The sequence below is a fragment of the Streptomyces massasporeus genome, assembly GCF_014648995.1.
Lineage (GTDB): Bacteria > Actinomycetota > Actinomycetes > Streptomycetales > Streptomycetaceae > Streptomyces > Streptomyces massasporeus.
This window is the reverse complement of record NZ_BMSE01000011.1, coordinates 1-17,918: the sequence shown is the minus strand read 5'-3', so window position 1 is coordinate 17,918 and position 17,918 is coordinate 1. Positions and strand designations below refer to the sequence as shown.

Below are 17,918 nucleotides of genomic sequence, written 5' to 3'. Positions count from 1 at the left end.
GCACTCTCTTCCGACTCACACCAAGATCCGTATCTCAGCATGACATGCCACGAGCGGAAGCCCCCGCCCGGCCCGCTCCTAGTCCGGCCGGGGCCCGTCGACCTGCTCCCGCACCTGCTCCGGCGTCAGGTAGGCGTCCGTGTACTCGAAGTCCTTCAGCCGCGCGGCCTTGCGGGCCTGGAACCCGGTCCGTACGAAGTCGTCGCCGGCGACCGCGTTGAGCAGCCAGTTCGTCATCACCCGCGTCTTGGCCACGTTGGTGCGCAGCGCCGACCAGTGGTAGCCGCGGGCCACGGCCTGGGCGGGCAGCCCGCGCAGTTCGATCCCCAGCGGCTTGGACACCGCGTCGGTGCCGCCGAGGTCGACGACGAGCCCGAGGTCCTTGTGGACGTACGGCTTCATCGCCTGGCCACGCAGGGACGCGATGACGTTGTCGGCGACGTGCTTGCCCTGCCGCAGGGCGTGCTGAGCGGTGGGCGGGCACATGGCGCCGTCGCCCTTGGCCAGATCGGGCACGGCGGCGGAGTCGCCGAGCGCGAACACCCCGTCCTCGCCCGGCAGGTTCATCTCGGAGCCGACCGCGAGCCGCCCCTTGACGGTCTCCGCGCCCAACGTGGCGATGAGCGGGCTGGCGACCACCCCGGCGGTCCAGATGAGCGTGCGCGTCGGGATCACGCGCCCGTCGGTGAAGGTGACCTCCTCGGGGCCCGCCTTGGCGATGGAGGTGCCCAGGGAGATGTCGATGCCCCGCCGGCGCAGGATCTCCTGCGCGCTGCTGCCGAGCTTGTCGCCCAGCTCCGGCATCAGCTTCGGCGCGATGTCGATCAGGTGCCACTTGATGAGACTCGGGTCCAGTCGCGGGTAGCGCTTGACCGCGGCATGCGTCAGCCGCTGCAGGCACGCCGCGGTCTCGGTGCCCGCGTAACCGCCGCCGACCACCACGAACTGCAGTCGCGAGGCCCGCTCCACGGGGTCCTGGCTCGCGTCGGCCAGGTCCAGCTGCGAGATGACGTGGTCACGGATGTACGCCGCCTCGGCGAGCGTCTTCATCCCGAACGCGTGGTCCGTCAGTCCCGGGATGTCGAAGGTCCGGGTGATGCTGCCGGGCGCCAGCACGATGTAGTCGTACGGCTCGTTGACGATCTCGTCGGTGATGGTGCGGATGACGCAGACCTTGGACTTCAGGTCCACGCCGATGGCGCCGCCCGGAATGATCCGCGTGCGGTACTTCTTGCTGCGGCGCAGGGAGACGGCGATCGACTGCGGCGTCAGTACGCCGGAGGCGACCTGGGGGAGCAGCGGCAGGTAGAGCTGGTAGGCGAACGGCGTCACCAGCGTGACGTCGGCCTCGTCCGGGGAGAGTTTCCGTTCCAGACGGCGGACGCACTCCACGCCGGCGAAGCCTGCGCCAACCACCAGGATCCTGGGTCGTGTCACGGTGTTCATCCCTTTCTGCGGCTCCAGGCGGTCTGCCTCGAACGCCTTCCGACTGCCCCTGGATCGCTGGTTCGCACCCTTTCGATCCCACCGTGTGTCCCGCCGGTGCGCCAGTCGGACGCGGCAGGCAGACGAACGCGTCGATCACCACCATGCCCGCACCGTGGCCGAAAAGCACCAGGCGGGAGTGAAGAACGCGTGCACACCGGGCCGGTCGGACCCGCCGTCAGGAGCCAACGCCGCCTTGGAAATGACAGAGCAACAGACACACGTCGTCGTCCCGCTCGGAATCGCTCAGCAACGGATGCAGAAGCCGGTCCGCCGACCCCTCCAGATCCGCGTCCAGTTCCGCGGAACGGAACCCGCCGAGCGCCGTGGCCAGCCGCTCGATCCCCGGGTCTATGCCCTGCGCACGCCGCTCCACCAGCCCGTCCGTGTACAGCGCGAGCGTCGAGCCGGGTTCCAGCTGCTCCGTGTGGTCGGCGATCTCCTGGCGGAGCGGGATGCCGAGCATCGCGCCGGGCTTGGCGTCGAGGGTGCGCACGGTTCCGTCGGGCAGCCGCAGCACCGGGGGCGGGTGCCCCGCGGCGGCCCAGGTCAGCGTGGGCTCGTCCGGGTGGAACCGGGCGATGACGGCGGTGGCGTACAGGTCCGGCTGGAGATGGTGCAGGAACCGGTGCAGCCGGGTCAGCAGCCGGCCCGGGCTGTCGCCGTCGACGGCGTACGCCCGCAGCGCGGTGCGCAGCTGGCTCATCATGACCGCCGCGTGCAGACCGTGGCCGGTCACGTCACCGATGACGGTGATGAGACCGCCGTCCCGCTGAGGGAACGCGTCGTACCAGTCGCCGCCGATGTTCAGCCCGTGCGTGGCCGGAAGGTACCGCGCGGCCAGGCTGAGGCCCGGCGTGGTCGGCAGATCCGTCAGCAGGGCGCGCTGCAGCGTCTCGGCGATGTCGCGGTTGTGCTCGAAGCGCCGGGCGTTGTCGATCGCGATGCTGGCCCGCCGGGTGAGCTCGATCAGCATCACCGCGTCGTCCGGGTCCCAGCGCGCGCCGGGCGGCGACAGCGTCAGGACCCCCAGCGGCGCCCGCCGCGTCGGCAGCGGCACACACAGCAGCGGCCGACCCGGTTCCAGCGCCGACGGCGGCTGGTCCTCCACGCCGGGCAGGTTGCCGGGATGGTCGGCGGCGTACTGGGGCCGCCCGGTACGGGCTGCGACCACGGCCGCGGCCGGATGCGGCGCCGAGCGGCGCCTGTCCTCCTCGTGGTCGAACAGCCAGACGTCGACGCTGCTCGCGTACTCCGGCACCAGCAGGTCCGGCAGCCGGCGCACGATCTCCTCGTGGTTCAGCGACGCCGTCAGCACGGCGCTCGCGTCCGCGAGGAACGTCAGCCGGCGCCGGGCGCTCTCCGCCTCGTTGCGGGCGCTGCGCTCGGCGGCGAAGGCCTCGCGCTGGGCCCGCCCGGCCGCGTCCAGCTCGGCGTGCAGCGCCAGGACGCCCTGGTTGGTCTGGTGCAGCTCCTCGCGGTGGAAGAGGACCAGATCCTCCTGCTCGGTAAGTTTGTCCAGCACCACGGCCGTGTCCTCGTCGGCACCGAGAAGTGCCTCCGACAGGGCGGCGGGGTCGTCGGCGACGGTGCCGTCCTCGGTGGCCTCGGCCGCCTCGGGGCAGGGGACGGTGACCTCCCAGAGCGGCTCCCCGGCGGCGCACGCCTCCGGCGACGGGGTCACCACGACGTGCAGCAGCCCCTCCTCGGCGGGGGAGCCCGCCAGGTCCATGGTGAGCCGCCAGGTTCCGCCCTTGGTGAGGCACTGGCGCAGGTGGGCGCTGAGGTCCGCGGCCAGCCGCGTCCGTTCGACGGTGGGCACACCGTACGCGGCGGCCAGGCGCGCGAGCGAGATGCGGGCGCGGGCCGCGTCGGTGACGGTGGTGATCTGCCAAGTGCGCATCATGGGCGTTCCGGCGGGGTCGAGGTCAGCACGGCCACGGCGGTGTCGTCCCGCACCGGCCGGGCGGGACTGCTGGTGTCACGTATCGTCACGGCGGCCGTCACGGCCGGGTCGGCCGCGGGCAGCCCTGGCCCGGACGGCGGCGTCCAGCGGCTGGGCAGGCCGTCGGTGTGCAGGATCAGCAGAGGGTCGTCCATCCAGTCGGCCTCCTCCTCGCGGAGGGTGGCGGGCCGGTGCACCCCGACGATGCCGGGCCGCGACAGCAGGTGGTGCCAGGTGCCGCCGGTGTGCAGTCGCGCCCCCACGTTGCCGATGCCGGCGAAGCGCAGCCGCCCGGCCCCCAGGTCGAGCTGGGCCATGGCGACGGCCGCGCCCCGCGTGCCCTTCAGCGCGTCGTGCAGGCGCCCCAGCGACTCGGCGGGGGAGAGGTGGGCCCAGCGGTACAGCGCCGCGACCGCGGCCGACGAGGCCCGCGCGGCCTCGGGCCCGTGCCCCAGCCCGTCCGCCAGCATCAACGTCACCCGGTCCCCGGCCCGGACCCACGCCCAGGCATCCCCCGAGTACTCGGCTCCGCCGTAGGGGATGTTGACCCCACCGGCCCGCACCCCGGCGACCCGCAAGGAACGGTTCTGCGGGGCGGACCCGGAGTCCGGGTAAGCGCCGGCCGGTGCCGTCCGGCGGACCGGGTCGGCACCGGCCTCCCCGAGGCCGTCGGGCGGCGCCGGTCGGGAACCCTGGTCGGCCCCCGGCGTGCCTGTGTCCGTGAGGCCGTGAGCCGATGACTGAGGGACCGGCGTGCCGGTGCGCGGGTGGGCGTGAATCGGTGCCGTCGGAGGGGGCGGCGTGCCGGTGCCCGGGGGAGCCTGGCCCGGTGCTTCGTACGGCCCCTGCCCGGTCCCCTGCGCACGGCCCGCGGCAGGCGCGGGACCGGCGGTGGTGCCCTGGGTCTCTCCGGCGAAGCCCGGCGCTCCGCCGGACACCGCCGGGTGGCCCGTCAGGCCGCCGCAGGCCACCGCGCCGAACGGCGGCTCGCCACCGGGCCACTGCCCGCCGGCAAAGGCCCCGTCCTCGGGCCGCACCGGCACCTCACCGCCCCGGGGCGTTGTGCTGACGCGGGCCACCGCGACCGTGCCGCGGCCGGGGACACTGTGCAGGGCGAAGTCGTCGGAGAGGCGCAGACACGTGCCGAGGCCCGCGCCGAGCGAGCGGCCCGTGGAGAAGCCGTCGCGCAGAGCCGCGGGCACGTCCGCGATGCCCGGGCCGTGGTCGATCGCGGCGATCTGCACCGCCCGGGGCCCCTCCCGGCCCTCCCGCAGCACCGGCGGAGCCACGACGTCGATGAGCACCTGGCCACCCTCGGCGTGCTTCAGCAGATTCGTGGCGAGCTCGGTCGCGACCAGCGCGGCCGCCGCGGTGCGCCGCTCGTCCAGTCCGGCCAGCGCGGCGGCGGCCTCCGCCGCGACCCGCGCGTCGTGCACCCGGGTCGAGTCACGCACCGGCACGTCCCACACGCGCGGCATCAGACCTCCTCGCGCGGACGTGGCGGCCGGCCCACCCAGCAGGTCACCCGCACCGTGGTGCCCGAGCCCGGCGCGGTGTCGATGTCGAAGTCGTGCACCAGCCGACGCGCGCCGCTCAGCCCCATCCCCAGGCCGCCGCCGGAGGTGTAGCCGTCGCTCAGCGCCAGGTCGAGGTCGGCGATGCCCGGCCCCTCGTCGGTGAAGGCCAGCCGCAGCCCCTGCGCGCCCGCCCTGCCGACCTGCGTCGCCTCCATCTGTCCGCCACCACCGTGCACCAGGGTGTTGCGGGCCAGCTCGCTGGCCGCGGTGACGAGCTTGGTCTGGTCCACCAGGCCGAAGCCGAGCCGGGCAGCGGCCTGCCGTACGTGCTGTCGCACCCATACCAGGTCCATGTCCGACCGGATGGGGAGGCAGGCCTCGACGCCCGCGGCGGTGTGCATCACGGACTCTCCTGACGCGGGCTGCCGGGACGGGGCACCGGGGCCTGCCGCGCGAGGAGCTCCATGCCCGCCTCGGTACTGAGCGCGGTGCTCAGCCCCGGGAGCGTCAGACCCAGTTCGACCAGGGTGATTGCGACCGCCGGGCGCATACCGGCCACCACGGTGCGCGCGGCCAGCAGCTTGGACTGCGCGGCGATCTCGGCCAGCACCCGGCCGAGGAAGGAGTCGACGATCTCCACACCGGAGATGTCGATGAGGACCCCGCGCACCCCGGTACGGGAGATGGTCTCCGAGAGGTCCTGCTGGAGTTGCTGCGCCGTGCTGTCGTGCAGGTCCCCCTGGAGCGTGACCAGCAGGACGTCGCCGAGCCGGAGGACCGGCACATGGCCGGTCACGGGGCGGGGATGGGCGTCGTTCACCGCTGACCCGCACCCGAGTTCACGATGTCGGCGCCGAGCTGGTGCAGCGCGTACCCCAGTGCGTCAGCGAGGCTCGCACGGGTGATCACGTCCAGGTCCAGGCCGAGATGCACGATGGTCTGCGCGATGGCGGGGCGGATGCCCGAGACGATGCACTCGGCGCCCATGAGGCGCGCCGCGGCGACCGTTTTCATCAGGTGCTGCGCCACCAGCGAGTCGACCGTCGGCACCCCGGTGATGTCGAGGATCGCGAAGCGCGCGTGCTGCTCGACGACGGCGTTCAGCAGCGTCTCCATCACGATCTGGCTGCGGGCGCTGTCGAGCGTCCCGATGAGCGGCACGGCCACGATGCCGTCCCACAGCCGGATGACGGGCGTGGCCACCTCCATCAGCTGCATCCGCTGCCGGTCGCTGAGCGCCTGCCATTCGCTCAGCGCGGTCTGCATGGCCACCAGCCGCAGGGTGCCCATCAGCACCGTCAGCGCGGTCGAACAGGCCCGCAGGTGCTCGGGTGGCGCCTGCTCCAGATCGGCGGCCAGCAGGTTCTCCACGGGCGGCCGCAGGGCGGCCAGCTCGCTGGAGATCTGGGTGTTGGACAGCCCGGCGCGGGAGCGGGCCGCTCCCATCCGGCCCAGTTGCTCGCGCACGGCGCTGAAACCGGCGGCGTCCGGGTCCTCCACCTGGCCCGAGTCGGCCACCTGGGCCAGCGCGTCCACGATGACCTTGCCCGCTTCCACCGCCTCGTCGCGCGAGACGGTGAACACGGTGCGGAACAGGGGCTCGTCCGCCCACCGCTGGGCGATCTGCTCACGCCGGCGGTGCAGGAAGTCCCTGACCTCGTCGGTGGGCGTGGCGAGCTGTCCGTCCGCTTCGTGCTCCGGCACCTGGTTCTCTCCTCATCCGCGTTGCGTCGACCGAGCCCGCTTCTGGCAACGAGACGGCGATGTGACACTTGCCGGGCGACAACTCTAACCATGCGCCGACCTCGTACGACACCTGCTCCGGGGCAACCGATCCGGTTCGGGCGAACGGCGGTTGGCGCCCGCCGTTTCCGGCGTGCGAAGGGGTGAGCCGCCGTCCGGGCACGGCGGAGCGAGGGCACCGGACCACCGGTCTTCGCCGGCGCCGTGCCCGAGGGGACCCGGACCGTCAGACGCTCGGCTCCTCCGGGAGGTCCGGCCCCGCGTCCACGCGGGCCAGGGCTTCGTCGACGCTCTCCGATATCGGCACCGTGATGCTGACGCCGGTCAGATCGAGGATGCGCCGCACGGCCGGCGTCGGGCTGATGACGTGCACGCTGCCCTCGGTCTTACGGGTCTCCTGGTACACCCGGAGAATGATGTTCATCCCGGACGAGTCCATGAAGGGCACGGACGAGAGGTCGATGAGGAAATGCCGTCGGCCGTGGTGGAGTTGGTTGGCCAGGTGGGCCTGGAACTCGGTCGCGGTGTCGACGTCCAGGTAGCCGTCGACCGTGATCAGGGCCACGTCCTCCCGGGGCAGTTCGACTTCCACGGACAGCGGGTTCTGGGCGAGGGGCACGGATACCTCCAACAAGTGCTACGGCCTGGGCTGGTCACCTCTGGGGATGACCGCGGTGCGAGGGGATCCCGGTCGTTCTCCGGACTCGAATGCCGATTCTCATGCGCCTCCCTTCACTGACGGGCTTCGGATGTCACCGCGCCCCCGCGATTACCCCGGAAACCACCCTCCATGCACCGCCCCCGGAAACATTGTCGGGACCGGCCCGCCGGAAGTCGCCCGCGGTCGTAGGTGTGTGCGCCGAATGCGCTTGCGGCAGCAGGGTAATTGCTGCTGTGGAACGGGTCGGGCGCGAGGCGTCCGCCGCAGCAATCGCGATCAGCACATCGCCAGGGAGGATGGGGCAGCGTGGCCATCGACAGAATCTGGTCGTACGCGCCGGACAGCGGTCACACCGAGGGGCAGGACCTGACCGGGTACGCCGTCGCCGCGACCGACGGCACGATCGGGCACGTGGACCGGGAGGCAGCCCCGCACGACATGCGGCACCTGGTCATCGACACCGGCGTCTGGGTGTTCGGCCGCAGCGTCCTGGTGCCGGCCGGAGTGGTCACCGGCATCGACACGCAGGGGAGGAAGGTCACACTGGCCTGCAGCAGGGCAGACGCCAAGGCGGCGCCCCGCTTCCAGACCGACAGTGAGACGAGGGACCAGGAGTACCTGCGGGCCGTGGGGGACTACTACGACCGGCTGCCGCCGCGCGAGACGGCCTCGGTCTGAGCCGGTCACGGGCGCACAGCGCCCGTGACGCTCCCGGCTCGTCAGGGTGAGAAGTTCGACCAGGCAAGACTCATCACGGCAAGTCTCACCAGGGCAAGAACACGTGCACGTCCTTGCCGCGGTCGTCGGCCACCACGCTCACCTGGTCGCAGAGCGTGTGGATCAGGTGCCAGCCGATGCCCCCGCCGCCGCTACGCGGATCGAAGGGGCGAGGGGCGGGCTCCGTGGTGCTGGTGTCGTGCAGGACCACATGCACCCCGTCGAAGGTCCGGCGCATCCGCAGCGCGAACGGACCCGGGGCGTACTGGACCGCGTTGGCGGCCAGTTCCGTCACCACCAGCAGGATGTCGTCCCAGTACTCGGGGGCAGAGGGCGGGGAGGAGCGTGCCAGATCACGCAAGAACTCCTCCGCGGCCAGCCGCGCACCTGTCACGTCGTGCGGCTCGCCCACGAAGCTGTTCGTGCGGCTCGGGATCTCCTCGGAGGTCAGGGCGTCGTCCCCACGCGGCTCGGTTGACATATCGCCTTTCCGGCCCGGGCGTCAGCGAGAGCTGTCGTCAGGGCTGTCGTCCTTTCTCTTGCGTCGCCACTGTTGCGTGTTCCCGAGTGGGCGTGGCCTACGCGTCCGGCCGCACGCTCAGCGGAACACGTTGTCGGAATCGTCCCAGTTCGATGGTTCGTCCGGGGCGCTCCGCCGCCCCGGACGCCTGCGTGACTGGTACATCGCGTCGATCTCGGAAGCGTAGTGCCGCACGATCTCGTCCCGGCGCAGCTTCATCGACGGCGTGAGCAGCCCGTTGGTCACGTCGAACGACTCCGGCAGAACCCGGAACACCCGGATCGACTCCGACGGCGACACGACACTGTTGGCGGCGGCCACGGCCCGCGCGACCTCCTCCCGCAGCGCGTTCTCCTCCCGGGCCTCCCGCATCTCGCCCTGCAGCGCCAGCCCGGCCCGCCAGTGCGCCAGGAACTCCGGATCCAGCGTGATCAGGGCGCCGACACAGGGCCGGTTGTCCCCCACGACCACGGCCTGGTGGACGAGCGGGTGCATCCGCAGCCGCTGCTCCAGGGCCAGCGGGGCGACGCTCTTGCCGCTGCTGGTGATGATGATGTCCTTCTTGCGGCCGGTGATCGTCAGATAGCCCTCCGCGTCCAGCCGCCCGAGATCCCCGGTGGCGAGCCACCCGCCGCGCAGCGCGGCCCGGGTGGCGGCCTGGTCGCCCACGTACCCCTGGAACACCGACGGGCCGCGCACCAGGATCTCCCCGTCCTCGGCCACCTGGATCTCCATGCCCGGCAGGGCCTGCCCGACCGTCCCCGACTTCTCCCGGCCGAGCGGCTGCATCGTCACCCCGCCGGCGGTCTCCGTCAGGCCGTACCCGTCGTGCACGTAGATGCCGATGCCCTCGTAGAACAGGGACAGATCGCGGCTGAGGGGGGAGCCGCCGGACGTCGCCCGCTGCACCCGCCCGCCCAGCGCCGCCCGCAGCCTGCGGTACACCGTGCGCTCGTACAGGGCGTGCTGGAGCCGCAGGTCGAAGCCGGGCCCGCGGCCGCGGCCCAGCCGCTGGCGCTCCAGGGCCGCGGCGAAGTCCCGGGCCGTCTCGGCGGCCCGCTCGAACAGTCCGCCGTGGCCCCCCTGCTGCGCCGTGCGCAGGAAGTTCTTGTAGATCTTCTCGAGGACCGACGGGACCGCGTAGAGGTACGTCGGCCGGAAGGTGCGCAGCGCCGACGACAGCGCCTCCCCGCTCAGGTCGCCCTGGTGCCCCATCAGCAGTCCGCCGCGCACACACAGCCCCTGGATCATCAGCCCGTACACATGGGAGAAGGGCAGGAACGCCAGCACGGAGCCCTGCTCCCCGCGCGGCGCCGCCGTGTGCCCCCAGCCCGCCAGCAGCGTGTCGCAGGGGCCGGCCAGGTTGCGGTGGCTGAGGGCGCAGCCCATGGCGTGTCCGGAGGTGCCGGAGGTGTAGGCGATGACGGCCGTGGAGTCCGGCAGCACGATGCGCCGCATCGAGTCGACCGTGGCGATCGGGATGAACTCCCCGCGGTCCGTCAGCTCCTCCAGGGCGCCCGCGTCCAGCTGCCATACGTGGCGCAGCAGCGGCAGCGAGGCGCACACCGAGCCGACGGTCATGACGCCCTGCTCGTCCTCGACGACCACGGCCACGCAGCCGGCGTCCCGCAGGATCCACTCCACCTGGTCGCGCGAGGACGTCGGGTAGACCGGGACGACCTCGGCGCCCACGGCCCACAGCGCGTAGCACAGGACCGTCCACTCGAACCGGGTGCGCGCCATGATCGCCACGCGGTGGCCCGGCGCGATCCCGGAGGCGATCAGTCCCTTGGCCACGTCCACCACCTGGTCGCGCAGCTCGATCGCCGTCACTTCCTCCCAGGTCGTGGAGGCGGGGTCGGCCCGGCGGGCGAGCATCGGCCGGGTCGGTTCGCGGTCCGCCGCCTCGAAGACGCTGTCGGCGAGCCCGCCGGTCAGGGGCGCCACGGCCGGGGGAGCGAGGGCGAGGTCGCGCATGCACTGCTCCTGACGTGTACGGGGTGTGACATTGCCGACGGGTACCGTCATCGGCGGTGCTCGAATGTAGTCGAGTCAGGACCCTTCGGGGTCGGAAAATACGGAAGTGGACCCGCTGATGATCTCGGCGTGATCGGGGGACCCGGAGGACATGACTCACATCAGCCCCGATCCGGAACCCGAACGCACCACCGGTCTGGAACCCGGCGGCGGAGTACCGCCGGGCGAGACCCCGCCCGCGGAGAGCAGCATGCCGGAAACGCTGCCGCGGGAGACCCACAATCCGACCAAGGGATGGGCCAGGGCCCCGCTGGCCGTGATCATCGTCATCGCGGTGCTGATCGCGGCGTTCTTCCTGGCCTACGCCCTCGTCCTGATCCTCTGAACCCCATGCCCGAGCAGGACGGAACGCCTCACGCCTGCGTCTGGCGGACGCACTCGGTGACGACGTCCCGCAGATTCCCCGTGCGCTCCATCAGCGCGCGCTGCACCTGAGCGCCGTTGCCGCTCCTCAGCAGTTCCTCGCAGGCGGTCCGGGTCCGCTCCAGGTCGCCGGTGCCCGCGAGGGCTTCCTCGACATGGTCCAGCAGGGCACGGACCACGGCCTCGGCGGGCGTGCGCCGCATGGTCTCGGGGTGCAGCAGCTCGCCCGAAAGGCCGGAGCGGGCGGCCTGCCAGTCGGCCAGCCGCAGCAGGCTGACACCGTGGCCGAGCGGCTCCCGGCCGGCCCGCCACTCCCGCGCCGCCGTCTCGACCAGCCCGCGGACGAGGGTGGCGATCAACGCGGCCGTGTCGGCGTGCAAGCAGACGTCCGAGACCCGGATCTCCACCGTCGGGTACTGCTGGGACAGCCGGGCGTCGAAGTAGATCATCCCGTCGTCGAGGATGACGCCGGTCGCCACCATGTCGGAGATCAGACGGTGGTACCGCTCCGCCGAGCCGAAGATCTCGGCCGGGCCGGCCGACGGCCAGCGCCCCCACACCCTGCTGCGGTAACTGCTGTACCCCGTGTCCTTGCCCTGCCAGAACGGCGAGTTCGCGCTGAGCGCCCGCAACACCGAGAGCCACGGCCGCAGCCGGTCGACGACCGCGACGCCCTCCTCGTCGGACTCCACCGACACGTGCACATGACAGCCCATGACGAGCTGCTCCCGGGTGGCGATGCCGTACTGCTCCGCCATCCACTGGTAGCGCCGGTTGACGCCGATGGCCGGGCTGACGGGCAGCGGTGAGGTGGCGAGCGCCGCCACAGTGCAGCCGATCTCCCCCGCGTGCCGGGCGGCCTCCTTGCGGCACCGGACGATCTCCGCGCGCAGGCTCTCCATGGACGACTGCGGATGCGTGGCGAACTCCAGCATCTGCTCGTGGAGTTCCTTCTCGAAGACGTCCTGATCCGCGTCGTCCTTCTCCGCCCGGGCGAGCACCGCCGCAGACAGTGCCCGCGGTTCCCCGGTCTCCGGATCGACCAGGAGAAGTTCCTCCTCCACACCCACGGTGCGCACCTGATGCCCGCCCTTCTGTGCCCTGCCGCGTCGTACCACCGGGTGCTCCCGGTGGTACGACCCCCAGTGCCCCTCACAGGCGGGTGGGACACCTGCCGAGGCGACAGGACTTCACATGGCGAACGGCGTCAGCCACACCGTGGCGAGCGGAGGCAGCGTGATGTGGACACGGCCGTCCTCCGGCTTGACCGGATCCGGGTTGGTGACGCCGCTGCCGCCGTAGCGCGTGTCGTCGGTGTTGAGGCGTTCCTCCCAGGCGACGACGTCACCCGGCACCCACAGGCCGTAGTCCTGCCGCACGACGGGGGAGAAGTTCGACACCGCCAGCAGCGGACGGCCCTCGGCGTCGTAGCGCAGGAACGCGAAGACGTTGTCGTCGGCCGAGTCCACCGCCACCCACCGGAAGCCCTCCGGGCGGGTGTCGCACTGCCACAGCGCCGGCGTCCCCTGGTAAGCGGTGTTCAGGTCGCGGACCAGGTCGCGCACGCCCCGGTGGTCACCCGCCGAGTGGTAGCCGTCGTCGAGCAGCCACCACTCCGGGCCCTGCTCCACCGACCACTCGGCCCCCTGCGCGAACTCCTGCCCCATGAACAGCAGCTGCTTGCCGGGGTGGCCCCACATGAAGCCGAGGTAGGCCCGGTGGGTGGCGCGCCGCTGCCACCAGTCGCCGGGCATCTTCGACACCAGCGCCTGCTTGCCGTGCACGACCTCGTCGTGGGAGATCGGCAGCACGTAGTTCTCGCTGTACGCGTACACCATCGAGAACGTCATCTCGTGGTGGTGGTACTTGCGGTGCACCGGCTCGTGGGCGATGTACTCCAGCGAGTCGTGCATCCAGCCCATGTTCCACTTCAGCCCGAACCCGAGCCCGCCGGTGTCGGTCGGCCGGGTCACGCCGCCCCAGGCGGTGGACTCCTCCGCGATGGTGACCACGCCCGGCGCCCGCCGGTACACGGTCGCGTTCATCTCCTGGAGGAACCCCATCGCCGCCAGGTCCTCCCGGCCGCCGTAGGCGTTGGGCTCCCACTGGCCGTCCTCGCGCGAGTAGTCCAGGTAGAGCATCGAGGCGACCGCGTCCACGCGCAGCCCGTCGATGTGGAACTCCTCGCACCAGTACACGGCGTTCGCGACGAGGAAGTTGCGCACCTCGGTGCGGCCGAAGTCGAACTCGTACGTGCCCCAGTCCGGGTGCTCCGCACGCCGGTCGTCACCGGGCTCGTACAGCGGCTCACCGTCGAACCGGGCCAGTGCCCAGTCGTCCTTCGGGAAGTGCGCCGGCACCCAGTCCATGATCACGCCGATACCGGCCCGGTGACAGGCGTCGACGAAGAACCGGAAGTCGTCCGGCGTGCCCAGCCGGGACGTCGGCGCGTAGAACCCCGTGACCTGGTAGCCCCAGGACCCGTGGAAGGGGTGCTCGGCGACCGGCATCAGCTCCACGTGCGTGAAGCCCAGGTCCTTGACGTACGCCGGGAGTTCCTCGGCGAGCTGCCGGTAGGTCAGCCCCGGCCGCCACGACGCCAGGTGCACCTCGTACACCGAGAACGGCGCCTCGTGCACAGGCGTGTCGGCGCGGTGCGCCATCCACTCGGTGTCGCCCCACTCGTAGTGCGACGCCGTCACGATCGACGCGGTGTTGGGCGGCTCCTCGCAGCGCCGGGCCATCGGGTCGGCCTTGAGGAAGCGGTGCCCGTGCCGGGAGTGGATCTCGAACTTGTACGCGGTGCCCTCGCCGACACCCGGCAGGAACAGCTCCCACACACCCGAGGCGCCCAGGGACCGCATCGGGAACTGCGTGCCGTCCCAGTGGGTGAAGTCGGTGGCGACCCGCACGCCCTGTGCGTTCGGCGCCCACACCGTGAACCGGGTGCCGGTCACGCCCTCGTGGGTCATGGGCTGCGCGCCGAGCGCCTGCCACAGCTCCTCGTGCCGGCCCTCGCGGATCAGGTGCAGGTCGAGCTCGCCGAGCGCGGGCGGGAAGCGGTACGGGTCGTGCGTCTCCTGCTCACCGGCCTCGTACGCCACGTGCAGCGTGTACTCGGGGATCGCGTCCAGCGGCAGCACGCCCGAAAAGAGGCCGTCGCCCTCCGAGACGAGGGCCGTGCGCCTGCCGCCGATCACCACGCTCACCGCGCGGGCGAAGGGGCGCAGCGCCCGGAACACGATCCCGCCGGGCGCCGGGTGGGCACCCAGCAGCGCGTGCGGATCGTGATGGGCACCCGCCAGCAGGCGCCCGCGGTCCTCGGGACTCAGGGCGGGGGCGGTCGTGCTCGGGACCGGGCCGGACGGCTCCGGGATTGAGGTGTCGCGCAGGGCCACGGCTCAGTCTCCTCTCACGGCGAGGCGCTCGATCGCCGCCATCGGTACAGGCAGCCAGTCGGGGCGGTGCCGTGCCTCGTACAGCACCTCGTACACGGCCCGGTCCGTCTCGTGGGCGCGGAGCAGTCCGTGTTTCTTGCGTGGGTCCCAGCCGGCGCGGGCCGCGTAGCCCGCGCAGTAGGCCTCGCGGCAACGGCGGGCCCACTCCGGGCGCCAGGGGCGGCGCTGCCGGGCGGCGTAGTCGAAGGAACGCAGCATCCCGGCGATGTCCCGCACGGGGGAGTGGGCGCTGCGCCGTTCGGAGAGCGGCCGGGACGGCTCGCCCTCGAAGTCGATGACGAACCACTCGCGCCCCGCCCGCAGCACCTGACCCAGGTGCAGGTCACCGTGGATGCGCTGGGCGGGCGGTCCGGGATCGCAGCTCGTGAGGGCCGCGAACGCGGTCCGCAGACCCGGCACGAACGGCTGCAGCGCGGGCACGCAGTGCGCGGCGGCGTCCAGCCGCTCGATCATCGCGGCCGCCGTCTGCCCGTTCTCCCCGGGCCCGCCGACGGGGAACGCCGACGCCAGCGCGAGGTGCACCTCCGCCGTGGCCGCGCCCAGCGCCCGGGCCTGGACCGTGAAGTCGTCCCCGGCGGCCAGCGCGTTCAGCCCCAGCGTCCAACCGTCGGAGGCGTCCCTCAGATACGGCTGGAGCACGCCGAGGGTGGCCTTGAACGGATGGTTCGTCTGGAACCAGGCCACGGGCGCGGGCACGCGGTGACAGCCCTGACGGGCCAGCGCGCCCGGCACCTCCAGGTCCGGGTTGACGCCCGGCTGGATGCGCCGGAAGACCTTCAGGATGTACTCGTCGCCGTAGACCAGCGAGGAGTTGGACTGCTCGGCGTTCAGCAGCCGCGGCACCAGTCCGGCGGGCACCCGCTGGTCCGGGTCGCAGTCGAAGCGCAGGGGGCCCGCGGTGCCCGGATGCCGCAGCCGGTCCAGCAGCAGCTGGGCCGAACGGGGGTCGTGCAGCGCGTCGTAGACGGTCAGGCCGGCCAGGGGCCCGTCCTGCACCCGCCCGATCAGCGCCCGCCCGAGCCGCGGTGAGGGGTGCTCGCGCACGCCGAGCAGCAGTTGGTAGCAGTCGCCGGCCGGGGGAGCCCCGCCGGGCGAGGGCACGCCCGTATGGCCGGCGTGACCGGCGTGGACCAGCAGATGCAGACAGCCCGGGAAGAGCTCGGTCATCGACAGCAGGCCGAGCTCGGTGACCGGCCGGTCCTTGCCCGCGAACCAGCGCTGCCGGGGCAGCCAGTCGCGCAGCAGCCCGCCGAGCGACTCCATGGGCTCGGCCAGGCGCGGGAGGTCCGAGCGCAGGGATGCGGTCTTCGGCATGGTCACGCCTCCTTGTCTCGGCGCAGGCTCACAGTCGCCGGCCGATGCGGGATGCGACTCGAGTGAGCCGGAACCAGTAGAAGCCGTGGCCCCCGAGGGTCAGCAGGTACGGCAGCTCGCCGATGGCGGGGAAGCGCACCCCTCCGAACAGCTCCACCGGGTGCCGACCCGCGAACTCGCGCAGGTCCAGTTCGGTGGGCTGCGCGAACCGCGCGAAATTGTTGACGCACAGGACCAGGTCGTCCTCTCCTTCCCCGGAAACGGGGGCCTCCCGCAGGAACGCCAGCACCGCCGGGTTGGAGGAGGGCAGTTCGGTGTACGAGCCGAGTCCGAAGGCCGGGTTCTGCTTGCGGATCTCGATCATGCGGCGGGTCCAGTGCAGCAGCGACGACGGCGACGACATCGACGCCTCGACGTTGGTCACCTGGTGGCCGTAGACCGGGTCCATGATCGCCGGGAGGTAGAGGCGGCCCGGGTCACAGGTGGAGAAGCCGGCGTTGCGGTCCGGTGTCCACTGCATGGGGGTCCGGACGGCGTCCCGGTCGCCGAGCCAAATGTTGTCGCCCATGCCGATCTCGTCGCCGTAGTACAGGATCGGCGAACCGGGGAGGGCGAGCAGCAGCGCGGTGAACAGCTCGATGGTGTGCCGGTCGTTGTCCAGCAGCGGGGCCAGGCGCCTGCGGATGCCGATGTTGGCGCGCATGCGGGGGTCCTTGGCGTACTCGGCCCACATGTAGTCGCGCTCTTCGTCCGTGACCATCTCGAGCGTCAGCTCGTCGTGGTTGCGCAGGAACATCCCCCACTGGCAGCCCGAGGGGATGGCCGGGGTCTTGGCCAGGATTTCCGAGACGGGGTAGCGGGACTCGCGGCGCACCGCCATGAAGATTCGGGGCATGACCGGGAAGTGGAACGCCATGTGGCACTCGTCGCCACCGGTCGCGTAGTCGCCGAAGTAGTCGACGACGTCCTCGGGCCACTGGTTGGCCTCCGCCAGCAGCACCGTGTCCGGGTACAGGGCGTCGATCTCGCGGCGGACGCGCTTGAGGAACGCGTGCGAGGCGGGCAGGTTCTCGCAGTTGGTGTCCTCGGCCGCGTAGAGGTAGGGCACCGCGTCCAGCCGGAACCCGTCGATGCCCAGGTCCAGCCAGAACTTCAGGGCGGCCAGGATCTCCTCCTGGACGCGTGGGTTCTCGTAGTTCAGGTCCGGCTGGTGGGAGAAGAAGCGGTGGAAGAAGTACTGGCCGCGCACCGGGTCGAAGGTCCAGTTCGAGGTCTCCGTGTCGACGAAGATGATCCGCGCGTCCGGGTAGCCCTTGTCGTCGTCGGCCCACATGTAGTAGTCGCCGTAGGGCCCGTCGGGGTCCTTGCGTGACTCCTGGAACCACGGGTGCTGGTCGCTGGTGTGGTTCATGACGAAGTCGATGATCACGCGCATGCCGCGCTGGTGGGCGGCGTCGACGAACTCCACGAAGTCGGCCAGGTCGCCGAACTCCGGCAGCACGGCCGTGTAGTCGGAGACGTCGTAGCCGCCGTCGCGCAGGGGGGACTTGAAGAAGGGGGGCAGCCACAGGCAGTCGACGCCGAGCCACTGGAGGTAGTCCAGCTTCGCGGTCAGGCCCTTGAGGTCGCCGACGCCGTCGCCGTTGCTGTCCTGGAAGGAGCGGACGAGCACCTCGTAGAAGACGGCGCGCTTGAACCAGTCAGGATCCCGGTCCCTCGCGGGGGTGTCCTCGAAGGTGTCCAGCACGGGCTCGTTCACGGTCATGACGTTCCTGCCCCTGGGGTCGCGTGCGCGGCGGGCGGGGACTGGAGGTGAAGGACGTGCGCGGGAGCCCGCCCCGGCTCCAGCCGCACGTAGTTGTTCCTGCCCCAGTGGTAGGTCTCGCCGGTGAGCTCGTCGCGCACCGGCACCGACTCGTGCCAGTCCAGGCCGAGTTGCGGCATGTCGAGCGAGACCGTGCCCTGCTGGGCGTGATGCGGGTCGAGGTTGGCCACCACCAGGACGACATCGGATCCGCTGCGCTTGCTGTACGCGATGAGCGCGTCGTTGTCGGTGTGGTGGAAGCGGAGGTTTCTGAGCTGGTGCAGTGCCCGGTGTTCCCGCCGGATGGTGTTGAGGCGGGTGAGCAGCGGGGCGATGGTGCGGCCCTCGCGTTCG

General features: G+C 71.8%; 14 protein-coding genes and 3 pseudogenes. 2 read left to right on the top strand and 15 right to left on the bottom strand.

What is annotated here, in order from left to right:
* Window positions 1–78: 78 nt before the first annotated feature.
* The 8 genes and pseudogenes from IE153_RS23370 to IE153_RS23335 form a co-directional block, all read right to left on the bottom strand.
* A complete protein-coding gene (locus IE153_RS23370) occupies window positions 79–1,446 on the bottom strand; it encodes an NAD(P)/FAD-dependent oxidoreductase (protein ID WP_189591777.1) in 1,368 nt (455 codons plus the stop codon).
* 217 nt (window positions 1,447–1,663) lie between these two features.
* Entirely contained in the window at window positions 1,664–3,391 is a 1,728-nt protein-coding gene (locus IE153_RS23365) for a PP2C family protein-serine/threonine phosphatase (RefSeq protein WP_189591776.1), read from the bottom strand.
* Window positions 3,388–3,993, bottom strand: a pseudogene (locus tag IE153_RS41735) (SpoIIE family protein phosphatase); the annotation flags it as partial. The gene IE153_RS23365 and the pseudogene IE153_RS41735, both read right to left, overlap by 4 nt.
* Before the next feature lie 423 nt (window positions 3,994–4,416).
* Window positions 4,417–4,908, bottom strand: a pseudogene (locus tag IE153_RS23355) (anti-sigma regulatory factor); the annotation flags it as partial.
* Window positions 4,908–5,348 (bottom strand): anti-sigma regulatory factor, encoded by a 441-nt coding sequence (locus IE153_RS23350; protein ID WP_189591991.1) that lies wholly within the window; start codon window positions 5,346–5,348, stop codon window positions 4,908–4,910. The pseudogene IE153_RS23355 and the gene IE153_RS23350, both read right to left, overlap by 1 nt.
* A complete protein-coding gene (locus IE153_RS23345) occupies window positions 5,348–5,767 on the bottom strand; it encodes an STAS domain-containing protein (RefSeq protein WP_189591775.1) in 420 nt (139 codons plus the stop codon). Before IE153_RS23345 ends, IE153_RS23350 begins: the two co-directional genes overlap by 1 nt.
* Window positions 5,764–6,651, bottom strand: a complete 888-nt coding sequence (locus IE153_RS23340; protein WP_189591774.1) for an STAS domain-containing protein — start codon at window positions 6,649–6,651, stop codon at window positions 5,764–5,766. The genes IE153_RS23345 and IE153_RS23340 overlap by 4 nt, the downstream gene beginning before the upstream one ends.
* A 265-nt stretch (window positions 6,652–6,916) precedes the next feature.
* Entirely contained in the window at window positions 6,917–7,309 is a 393-nt protein-coding gene (locus IE153_RS23335) for an STAS domain-containing protein (protein WP_142166099.1), read from the bottom strand.
* Window positions 7,310–7,657: 348 nt separating this feature from the next.
* Here IE153_RS23335 and IE153_RS23330 point away from each other — a divergent pair, with 348 nt between their 5' ends.
* On the top strand, window positions 7,658–8,029 hold the full coding sequence (locus tag IE153_RS23330; protein ID WP_189591773.1) for a PRC-barrel domain containing protein: 372 nt from the start codon (window positions 7,658–7,660) through the stop codon (window positions 8,027–8,029).
* An 85-nt stretch (window positions 8,030–8,114) separates the two neighbouring features.
* On the opposite strand, the gene IE153_RS23325 is transcribed toward IE153_RS23330, so the two are convergent.
* On the bottom strand, window positions 8,115–8,549 hold the full coding sequence (locus tag IE153_RS23325; RefSeq protein WP_097214726.1) for an ATP-binding protein: 435 nt from the start codon (window positions 8,547–8,549) through the stop codon (window positions 8,115–8,117).
* Window positions 8,550–8,666: 117 nt separating this feature from the next.
* Window positions 8,667–10,565, bottom strand: coding sequence for an AMP-dependent synthetase/ligase (locus IE153_RS23320; protein ID WP_189591772.1), 1,899 nt, complete (start codon window positions 10,563–10,565; stop codon window positions 8,667–8,669).
* Between the two features lie 151 nt (window positions 10,566–10,716).
* On the opposite strand from IE153_RS23320, the gene IE153_RS23315 reads away from it, so the two are divergent.
* Window positions 10,717–10,950, top strand: a complete 234-nt coding sequence (locus IE153_RS23315) for a DUF6480 family protein (RefSeq protein WP_189591771.1) — start codon at window positions 10,717–10,719, stop codon at window positions 10,948–10,950.
* Window positions 10,951–10,978: 28 nt separating this feature from the next.
* On the opposite strand, the gene IE153_RS23310 is transcribed toward IE153_RS23315, so the two are convergent.
* The 5 genes and pseudogenes from IE153_RS23310 to IE153_RS23290 form a co-directional block, all read right to left on the bottom strand.
* Window positions 10,979–12,067 (bottom strand): glutamate--cysteine ligase 2, encoded by a 1,089-nt coding sequence (locus tag IE153_RS23310; protein ID WP_189591770.1) that lies wholly within the window; start codon window positions 12,065–12,067, stop codon window positions 10,979–10,981.
* A 111-nt stretch (window positions 12,068–12,178) separates the two neighbouring features.
* Window positions 12,179–14,386 carry a 1,4-alpha-glucan branching enzyme gene (gene glgB, locus IE153_RS23305; RefSeq protein WP_189591769.1) on the bottom strand — a complete coding sequence of 736 codons (2,208 nt, stop codon included), beginning with the start codon at window positions 14,384–14,386 and terminating at the stop codon, window positions 12,179–12,181.
* A 3-nt stretch (window positions 14,387–14,389) separates the two neighbouring features.
* Window positions 14,390–15,760, bottom strand: a complete 1,371-nt coding sequence (locus IE153_RS23300; protein WP_189591768.1) for a maltokinase N-terminal cap-like domain-containing protein — start codon at window positions 15,758–15,760, stop codon at window positions 14,390–14,392.
* Between the two features lie 28 nt (window positions 15,761–15,788).
* Window positions 15,789–17,525 carry a maltose alpha-D-glucosyltransferase gene (gene treS / locus IE153_RS23295; protein WP_189591767.1) on the bottom strand — a complete coding sequence of 579 codons (1,737 nt, stop codon included), beginning with the start codon at window positions 17,523–17,525 and terminating at the stop codon, window positions 15,789–15,791.
* Window positions 17,522–17,918, bottom strand: a pseudogene (locus IE153_RS23290) (alpha-glucosidase C-terminal domain-containing protein); the annotation flags it as partial. The gene treS and the pseudogene IE153_RS23290, both read right to left, overlap by 4 nt.

Excerpts from the sequence above, each read along its gene's own strand:
- IE153_RS23365 (WP_189591776.1), bottom strand. The coding sequence starts at position 3,391 with ATGATGCGCACTTGGCAGATCACCACCGTCACCGACGCGGCCCGCGCC.
- IE153_RS23370 (WP_189591777.1), bottom strand. The coding sequence starts at position 1,446 with ATGAACACCGTGACACGACCCAGGATCCTGGTGGTTGGCGCAGGCTTC.
- IE153_RS23315 (WP_189591771.1), top strand. The coding sequence starts at position 10,717 with ATGACTCACATCAGCCCCGATCCGGAACCCGAACGCACCACCGGTCTG.
- IE153_RS23320 (WP_189591772.1), bottom strand. The coding sequence starts at position 10,565 with ATGCGCGACCTCGCCCTCGCTCCCCCGGCCGTGGCGCCCCTGACCGGC.
- IE153_RS23350 (WP_189591991.1), bottom strand. The coding sequence starts at position 5,348 with ATGCACACCGCCGCGGGCGTCGAGGCCTGCCTCCCCATCCGGTCGGAC.
- treS (WP_189591767.1), bottom strand. The coding sequence starts at position 17,525 with ATGACCGTGAACGAGCCCGTGCTGGACACCTTCGAGGACACCCCCGCG.
- IE153_RS23325 (WP_097214726.1), bottom strand. The coding sequence starts at position 8,549 with ATGTCAACCGAGCCGCGTGGGGACGACGCCCTGACCTCCGAGGAGATC.
- IE153_RS23300 (WP_189591768.1), bottom strand. The coding sequence starts at position 15,760 with ATGCCGAAGACCGCATCCCTGCGCTCGGACCTCCCGCGCCTGGCCGAG.